The organism is Exiguobacterium sp. AB2 (genome assembly GCF_000696055.1).
Lineage (GTDB): Bacteria > Bacillota > Bacilli > Exiguobacteriales > Exiguobacteriaceae > Exiguobacterium > Exiguobacterium alkaliphilum.
In genome coordinates this window covers 1-6633 of the sequence record NZ_JNAA01000061.1, presented here as the reverse complement: position 1 = coordinate 6633, position 6633 = coordinate 1, and the positions used below count along the sequence as shown (strand labels likewise).

Sequence of the window (6633 nt, the reverse complement as noted above, 5' to 3'; positions counted from 1 at the left end):
GTGCCGGACAGGGCGGCTGAAGGGCAATGAAAACAGAGGAGCGCCATCCCTTCCGGGACGACGCTCCTCTGTTCAAAAACATTTGAAGTTTTTCAGTGCCCTCGGGATTTTTCCGTGGCGGTTTGTCGTCATTGGACTTGTGTGTAGAGCTTCTGCATATACTCGTTCACTTCATCGGCTGCTTGGAACATCATGAACGAGTGTTGCAAGATGATCTCTGGCGAGAAGCCGAGGTCGAGGTCGAGCGTCGATGCGAGTGTGACGTCACGATCGCTGTCGAGGACGCAACGGAAGTATTTGAACTCTTGGTTGAACTCGTTCAAGGCGTTCAAAATCGGCAAGTCTTCGACGTAGTCCGGTACGTGCGTCACGGTCGCGGCGTAGAGCTCGGCGTCCGTCGTCTTTTTGTTGAAGGCGATAATCATAACGGGCTGAGCCCCAGATTTAGTCGTTTCACGCGTCAAAAACGTTACGTGCGTATCTGTCTCGCTCTCTTTGAACGTCATGTTGCGTTCAGCGACGAGCGCTTTGAATGATTCCACTTTTTCTTCGAAGTTCACAAAGAAGTCCCCCTTAAAAGTCGTTACTCTAACTTTCGCCCATTTGGCTAGGGAAAGCAAGGGGAACTAGCGTTTCATCAACATTTTGATGGCCTCTTCGACCGTTTCCGACGTATCTTCGCCATCTTGTTGCGCCGTGATGATGCATTGCTCTAAATTCTTCGCGACGATAATCGTCGAGGCGCGGTCGAGCGCCGAACGGGCCGCGCTCAACTGGGTGACGACGTCACGACACTCTTTCCCTTCTTCCATCATGCGAATAATGGCCCGGATTTGACCTTCGACACGCTTCATCCGATTCAACACTTTCGCATCGTATTGATACTGTTCCATTCGATTCACCTCTATATAAAAATCGTTCAGTAACCCAACTATTTCTTGTGTAGTCTCATCTTAATACGTAGGGGAGTATGTGTCGAGTGACAACGTTTGATGGGAAGAATTTTTGAACGTTTACCATTTCGTCAAACATATTCCTTGCAATCAAATACCACAGGGGGTATATTAATGACATGGAAGCGAATTGTGCAACGAATCACAAACTTGAGTTGGACGCCCGCAACCAAATGAAGAGTAAGAACACCTCATTACACAAGAAAAGGATGGAGTTATAACCGATGAAAGCATCAGCTTTGAAACGACAAATGGATTTTGAAGTACCTGTGAACATCGTTGACGTCCGTGAACGCGACGAGTTTCAAGAAGCGCATATTGCCGGTGCGAACAACTATCCGCTTTCAGAGATGGCGGATTGGATTGACACGCTCGACCCGGATCAAGAATATATCGTTCTCTGTCGTTCAGGCGCACGCAGCACGCAGGCGACTTGGCAAATGGAGGCGAAAGGCTATAAAGTGGTCAATATAGAAGATGGCTTGATGAGTTGGCCAGGTGAAGTCGTCAAAGGAGGAAATGAGCAATGAGTAAAAAAATCGTAATCGTCGGTGGGGTCGCCGGTGGCGCTTCAGCAGCCGCACGCCTTCGTCGCTTAAATGAAGAGAACCAAATCGTCATGTTCGACCGGGGGGAGTATATCTCATTCGCGAACTGTGGTCTTCCATATTATATCGGTGACGTCATTCAAGACCGTCAAAAGCTGCTCGTCCAAACGGTCGAGGGAATGAACAAGCGGTTCCAGCTCGATATCCGCAATTTGACGGAAGTGACGAAAATCAACCGTGCTGAGAAAACGGTCACGGTCAAACACGTTCAAACGGGCGAGACGTATGACGAGTCTTACGATGTGCTCATCTTGTCGCCGGGTGCGAAACCGATTCGCCCGAACATCCCGGGGATTGAAGAAGCGGAAGACATCTTCACGCTCCGCAACATCCCAGATACGGATCAAATCCGCAGCTATGTCGATGAGAAAGCGCCGAAACATGCGACGGTCATCGGTGGCGGGTTCATCGGCATCGAGATGGCTGAAAACTTACGGGAACGTGGCGTCGACGTGACGCTCGTCGAGATGGCCGATCAAGTCATGACGCCGCTTGACCGTGAGATGGTGTCGCCGGTGCATGAACATATGCGTCTTCACGGCGTCGACTTACAACTTTCTGACGGCGTCGACTCGTTCTCTAATCAAGGGAAGCGCGTCCACTTGAAGAGCGGTCGTGTCATCGAGACGGACATGGTTGTCTTGTCAATCGGTGTCGCGCCAGAATCGTCGATTGCGACGGAAGCGGGACTCGAGACAGGCATTCGTGGCGCGATCCGCGTCAACGAGAAGATGCTCACGTCAGATTCGAACATCTACGCGATCGGGGACGCTGTCGAGGTGCTCGACTATGTCTTCAAAGAGCCGACGGTCGTTCCACTTGCATGGCCGGCCAACCGTCAGGGCCGCCTCGTCGCGGATATCATTAACGGTCGCGATGTGAAATACAACGGGACGATGGGAACGGGGATCGCTAAAGTCTTCGATATGACCGTCGCGTCGACAGGTTGGAACGAGAAGCGTTTGAAAGCGGCCGGTAAAGCGTTCGAAGCCGTCCACGTACACCCGGGTTCGCACGCAGGTTATTACCCGGGATCGACACCGGTGTCACTCAAGCTCTTATTCCACCCGACAACCGGTGAGATTTACGGCGCGCAAGGTGTCGGCATGAACGGTGTCGACAAACGAATCGACGTGATTGCGACAGCGATGAAAGGCGGATTGACGGTCCTCGACCTCCCAGACCTTGAACTCAGCTACGCACCGCCGTTCAGTTCGGCGAAAGACCCGGTCAACATGATCGGCTACGTCGCCTCGAACGTCGTCCTCGGCGACAACGAAGTCGTACATTGGAACGAGATTGACGACTTGGTCCAAAACGGTGCGACATTACTCGACGTCCGTGACGAGTCGGAACACGAACTTGGGAAAATCCCTGGCTCGATCAACGTTCCGCTCAACTCGCTACGCGATCACTTGGACAACTACAGCAAAGACGAAACGATTTACGTGACATGCCAAGTCGGGCTTCGTGGATATCTCGCATCCCGCATCTTGCGTCAAAACGGATTCAAGGTTAAAAACTTGAGCGGTGGCTACAAGACGTGGTCACAAGTAAAACGCGATTTCGATGCCATCGAGGCAGACGCGTCGGCAGCAAATGAGACTGCTGCAACAGCAACGGAGGAGGCACCACAAGCAATGATGAATCAACCAATCGGGGAACCGATTTTCCTAGATACGTGCGGTCTGCAATGCCCGGGACCGATCTTAGAAGTAAACAAAAAAGTCGCTGAACTAGGCGAAGGCGAGACACTTCGTGTCCTCGCAAGCGATCCAGGCTTCTTCGCTGACATCGAGGCGTGGGCGAAAAAGACGGGCAACAAACTCGTTTCGAAACAGTTCGTCAACGGTCGAGTTGAAGCGATTCTTCAAAAAGGAAATGGCCCTGCGGCCGTCCAAGCAGGTGCACCAGCAGCTGACGGCGCATCGATGGTCGTCTTCAGCGGTGACCTTGACCGTGCCCTCGCTTCATTCATCATCGCCCAGGGTGCGGCGGCGATGGGTAAAGACGTGACGATGTTCTTCACGTTCTGGGGTCTCAACGTCATCCGTAAACCGGACGCACCGGAAGTGAAGAAACAAGGTCTCGAGAAGATGTTCGGCATGATGATGCCGTCACACGCAGGCGAACTCCCGCTCTCGAACATGAACTTCGGTGGCGTCGGACAGAAGATGATGAAGAAAGTCATGAGTGACAAGAACGTCCCATCACTCGACGAAATGATTAAGTCAGCCCAAGAGGCAGGCGTCAAAATGGTCGCTTGTACGATGTCGATGGACGTCATGGGCATCAAGGAAGAAGAGTTAATCGATGGCATCGACCTCGGTGGTGTGGCAGCATACCTCGGGGCAGCTGAAGGCGGCAACTTGAACCTCTTTATCTAATCGCATCGAATCGTAAGGACGACCGGTCACGTGACCGGTCGTCCTTTTTTACGGTCGCGTCAAACGATGAGATTGTTGAAAAGGATTGCATTTTTAAACGTTTTTCCTATAATTCTACTCATGTAAAGAAAGTTGACATAACTTTTTCTTATAACTCACACATACACGGAGGATTTAAAGATGGAGAAATTCGTAGAAGATCTCGTTTCATCAGCCAACGACCTGCTCTGGTCGTCAGTGCTAATCGTTGTCCTTGTCGCCTTAGGTTTGTACTTTACCGTTCGCATGGGGTTCGTCCAGTTCCGGATGTTTCCAGAGATGGTTCGTCTCTTATTCAAAGATGGCATGAAGCGTGAAAAAGGCCAAGTTTCGTCGTTCCAGGCATTCGCCATCGGGACGGCTGCACGCGTCGGGACTGGGAACATTGCCGGTGTCGCGACTGCAATCGCGCTCGGAGGCCCGGGAGCCGTCTTCTGGATGTGGCTGATCGCGCTCATCGGATCAGCTTCAGCGTTCGTCGAAAGCACGCTCGCGCAAGTGTATAAAATCCGAGACGGTCGCACATGGCGCGGAGGTCCGGCTTACTATATGGAACGTGCGCTCGGTCAGCGCTGGCTCGGGATTTTATTCGCCATCTTGATCACGTTCTCGTTCGGTTTCGCCTTCAACTCGGTTCAGTCGAACACAATTTCGTTGTCAGTCAGCAACCAGTTCGGGATTAGCACGACAACAGTCGGTATCATTTTGGCGCTCGTCACTGCAGTCATCATCTTCGGTGGGATTCAATCGATTGCCGTTCTTTCGAGTATCATCGTTCCGGTCATGGCGGGTGGCTACATTCTACTTGCCACTTGGATTATGATTACGAACGCTTCACTATTGCCTGAAGTGTTCGGCTTGATTTTCTCGGAAGGCGTACTCGGTCTTCAGCAACTGTTCGGTGGTGCCATTGGAGCAATGGTACTTCAAGGGATCCGTCGTGGTCTCTTCTCGAACGAAGCGGGAATGGGTTCAGCCCCGAACGCGGCAGCTACAGCTGAAGTATCACACCCGGTTAAACAAGGGTTGATTCAATCACTCAGTGTGTTCGTCGATACACTTCTCGTTTGTACATCGACAGCGATGATTATCTTATTGTCAGGCGTCGCCGGTTCAGAGTCGTTCGCTGGTGTCGAGTTGACACAAGCCGCGCTCACGGCCGAAGTCGGTCCGATGGCGACATCGTTCCTCACAATCGCGATTTTCTTGTTCGCGTTCAGCTCGATTCTTGGAAACTACTACTATGGTGAGACGAACATCCAGTTCATTTCGGATAAAAAGATTTACGTCACGCTCTACCGCATCGGTGTCGTCGGTATGGTCCTCTTCGGAGCGGTCCGTTCGGCCGGTCTCGTCTGGTCAATCGCGGACGTGTTCATGGGTCTCATGGCACTCGTCAACTTGTATGCGATTTTCCGCCTCGCGAAAGTTGCCCGTCTCGTCCTCGACGATTATTTGGAGCAGCGCCGTCAAGGCGACGATCCGGTCTTCTACGCCGATTCGATTGAAGATCTACCAGGCCGCGAGTACATCGAAGCTTGGGAATCAGAAGAAGAAGTCAAAACAGGTACGATCCGCTCATAACGAAAGAACCGTCTACGAAAGCACGTAGACGGTTTTTTTGCGCCCGAAAGATGGGTAAACTGAAGAAAAGGGGGGCGTTCAATGATGGAGACGACACACTATATACGCATTTCCCCGGAAGTATGGGTCTCATTCGGACAAGACCCGGAAATGATTTTAGATTGGCTGCTGCACGTGCATAGTCAACAACGTGACACGTATGAGACGTTGACGCTCCCCAATATCGAACGTTTCCAAAAGATTCTTGGACAAATCGAGATTTATATCGATGGGGATGACACGTACAACTTAGAGATGGCCGTCATCGGGGAAGAGTTGATCGTCAACGAGAAGCAGGCGGTCGTCGTCGGCATCTTGACGCCGCAATTGCTGCACATTGTCAGAGACGCACTCGGTGCGTTCACAAAAGAAGACGTCGCCGACATGGCGTTCGTCGACCATGACGGACTCGACGAGATTTGGTTGAAGTGGACGTCGCTTCGACGGTATTGTGAGGCCGCAGCCGAGCGGGACGAACTCGTCTTGATTTACTATGAATGAAGTCGATCAGGTGGTATAATATTGAAAAAATGGATGGTGATACACGGTGGGGGACTTCTTCATCACGACAGCGTTCTTTTTTTCATTGATTAGCCCGATTTTTGCCTATCGGACGGGACAGAAATGGCTCGGTCGCGTCAACATGTTGACGTTGCTAGTGTTCGTGGTCAGCTTTTTATCCGTGCATGGGTTTGTTATGTACAATACGTGGTTGGTCGCGGCCATGTTCGGCTTATTCTTTCTAAACTTGTTATTCGCCATCATCAACAGTTCGATGTTTATCCACGACCGGCATCCGCGCGCCTCGGTCGTCAAAGTAGTCGGTACGGTCAGCGTGATCTTTCTCGGATGCCTATTGACCGCTTATTATTTCGATTTACATGGGGAATGGTGGGAAACGATAATCGGAGCAACCGTTCCGACCGTCACACTGTTCGTGACCGGGGTGTTGTTGCTTCATCTAAAACAACTCGATCAACAGCCAGAAGCATAAAAGAACGCTCGGAGCCTCAGGCGAGGGCA

At 51.5% G+C, this 6633-nt stretch carries 7 protein-coding genes; 5 read left to right on the top strand and 2 right to left on the bottom strand.

Annotation, left to right across the window (positions count from 1 at the left end; all coding sequences use genetic code 11):
• Positions 1-128: 128 nt before the first annotated feature.
• Positions 129-560: a YbjN domain-containing protein gene (locus DI14_RS08495; RefSeq protein WP_034807535.1), complete on the bottom strand. Its 432-nt coding sequence runs from the start codon at positions 558-560 to the stop codon at positions 129-131.
• 66 nt (positions 561-626) lie between these two features.
• Positions 627-893, bottom strand: a complete 267-nt coding sequence (locus tag DI14_RS08490; protein WP_021068154.1) for a metal-sensitive transcriptional regulator — start codon at positions 891-893, stop codon at positions 627-629.
• Between the two features lie 284 nt (positions 894-1177).
• On the opposite strand from DI14_RS08490, the gene DI14_RS08485 reads away from it, so the two are divergent.
• From DI14_RS08485 to DI14_RS08465, 5 genes are all read left to right on the top strand, one after another.
• On the top strand, positions 1178-1483 hold the full coding sequence (locus tag DI14_RS08485) for a rhodanese-like domain-containing protein (RefSeq protein ID WP_034807533.1): 306 nt from the start codon (positions 1178-1180) through the stop codon (positions 1481-1483).
• On the top strand, positions 1480-3948 hold the full coding sequence (locus tag DI14_RS08480; RefSeq protein WP_034807532.1) for a CoA-disulfide reductase: 2469 nt from the start codon (positions 1480-1482) through the stop codon (positions 3946-3948). The genes DI14_RS08485 and DI14_RS08480 overlap by 4 nt, the downstream gene beginning before the upstream one ends.
• Positions 3949-4128: 180 nt before the next feature.
• Complete coding sequence (locus DI14_RS08475) at positions 4129-5571, top strand: sodium:alanine symporter family protein (RefSeq protein ID WP_034807530.1); 1443 nt, start codon at positions 4129-4131, stop codon at positions 5569-5571.
• Between the two features lie 81 nt (positions 5572-5652).
• The gene (locus tag DI14_RS08470) at positions 5653-6111 is read left to right on the top strand and encodes a DUF1877 family protein (RefSeq protein ID WP_235193429.1); all 459 of its coding nucleotides are present in this window, start codon (positions 5653-5655) and stop codon (positions 6109-6111) included.
• 46 nt (positions 6112-6157) lie between these two features.
• On the top strand, positions 6158-6604 hold the full coding sequence (locus DI14_RS08465) for a hypothetical protein (protein WP_034807528.1): 447 nt from the start codon (positions 6158-6160) through the stop codon (positions 6602-6604).
• Positions 6605-6633: the final 29 nt, after the last annotated feature.